Consider the following 1,824-nt stretch of genomic DNA (forward strand, 5'->3'; position numbering starts at 1 on the left):
GCAGCTCCACCTGCGCCACGCCTTCGTCTATCTCGACGCGCGGGCGCTGAATAAGCCCGAGATCATCATCCCGCTGGCGCAAAATAAGATCGACGCGGCGACGGGCGAGGTGACGGACGCGGCGACCCGCGGATTCCTTGCCGACCAGTTGAAGGCGTTCGCCGGCTTCGTGCGCGGTTGACGTCCCCGCCGACATGCGGCCACAGTGCCGCGACAAGGACGCGACGGCGATCATGAAAGTCTCGATCATCCAGATGAACTCGATCAGCGACAAGGCGGCCAATATCGCGGCCGCGGAGGCGCTGATCGAGCGCGCCGTGAGCGAGGAGCGCCCGGACTGGGTGCTGCTGCCCGAATTCTTCGACTGGGCCGGCGGCGCCAAGGCCGACAAGCTCGCCAACGCGGAGACGTTCCCCGGCGGACCGGCCTACGCCATGGCGAGAGCGCAGGCGGTCAAGCACCGCATCTTCGTCCACGCCGGCTCGATCATGGAGAAGATTGAAGGCGAGGCGCGCATCCACAACACCTCCGTCGTCTTCAACCGCGAAGGCGAGGAGATCGCGCGCTACCGAAAAATCCACCTGTTCGACGTCACCACCCCCGACGGCGCCGCCTACAAGGAGAGCCAGGCGGTGAAGGCGGGCGATCAGGTCGTCACCTACGATTGCGAGGGCGTCACGATCGGCTGCTCGATCTGCTACGACCTGCGTTTTCCCGACCTCTTCCAGGCGCTCGCTGAAAAAGGGGCGCAGATCATCGCGCTCCCGGCGGCCTTCACCCTGCAGACGGGCAAGGACCATTGGGAGGTGCTGCTGCGGGCGCGAGCGATCGAGACCGAATCTTACGTCTGCGCCAGCGCCCAGACCGGCTCGTTCACCGTCGGCAACGAGCAGCGCCACACCTATGGGCATTCTCTGGTCGCCGACCCCTGGGGCCACGTGGTCGCCAAGGCCTCGGACGGCGTCGGAATCGTCTCGGCGCGGATCGATCCGGCGCAGGTGAAGCGGGTGCGCGGCCTGATCCCGGTCGCCGAGCATCGAAGGCGCCTCAGCACCTTCGCGTGAGGACGCGGACCAGCGCGAGGCCATCGAGGCCCGATCAGTCTTCGTCCTCCTCCCACTGACGACGCCAGCGTTCAGCGGTAAGCCGCTCGACCGCGGCGACGTAGACATCCTTCTGGAAAGCCTTCGCCTCCGGGTCTTTCAAGGCGTCGTTCATCTGTTCCAACAGCACCGAAGCCAGGGCTCAGGCCGGTCTTGCGGATCAGAAACACCATGCCGGCGCCGGCCTCGAAGAGGCTGTCCTGCACGTAGCAGGCGTGTACGGGCGCGGCCGCTGCCCGACGAACCTTCTGGGCCAGCGAACTATTGGTCGCCGCCGCCTCGATCCGGTGTCTCTCCGCCAGGATCTTTTTCCTTTCACAGCTTTCGCATGGCAGCGTTGAGCATTTCTCAAGGGCATGGCGGACCTCTTGCGGAGGGAGACGCGATGATTCGTGGACGCGACGCCAAACCCAGCGCCGACTCGCGCGCTACGAACTCCCGCCGATGTGCGGCGCCGCGCCGCTCGAACCGCAAAATCTTGGGTCGGCGCGGTTTTATTATGCTTCCAGCGCGCGAAAGCGGCCCCATAAGTTTTCTCGACCCAATGGAAAAATCACGGAATTTGCTGATGGCGGATGACGACCTCGACCTCAGGACGCTCTCCGACGACGAACTCATCGAACAGATGCACGACGACCTCTACGACGGCCTGAAGGAGGAGGTCGAGGAGGGGGTTCTGATCCTGCTCGAGCGCGGCTTTCAGCCCTATGACGTGTTGACC

1 protein-coding gene and 2 pseudogenes are annotated in these 1,824 nt (G+C 64.8%); all 3 read left to right on the forward strand.

Annotated features, from left to right (window positions below; genetic code table 11):
• A pseudogene (locus tag WCB02_RS28240) lies at nt 1–181 on the forward strand (hypothetical protein); the annotation flags it as partial.
• A gap of 52 nt (nt 182–233) precedes the next feature.
• A complete protein-coding gene (locus tag WCB02_RS28245; RefSeq protein ID WP_423963044.1) occupies nt 234–1,064 on the forward strand; it encodes a carbon-nitrogen hydrolase family protein in 831 nt (276 codons plus the stop codon).
• Between the two features lie 607 nt (nt 1,065–1,671).
• Nucleotides 1,672–1,824 (forward strand): annotated as a pseudogene (locus WCB02_RS28250) (cobalamin-binding protein); the annotation flags it as partial.

The organism is Bradyrhizobium sp. (genome assembly GCF_049581145.1).
Taxonomy (GTDB): domain Bacteria; phylum Pseudomonadota; class Alphaproteobacteria; order Rhizobiales; family Xanthobacteraceae; genus Bradyrhizobium.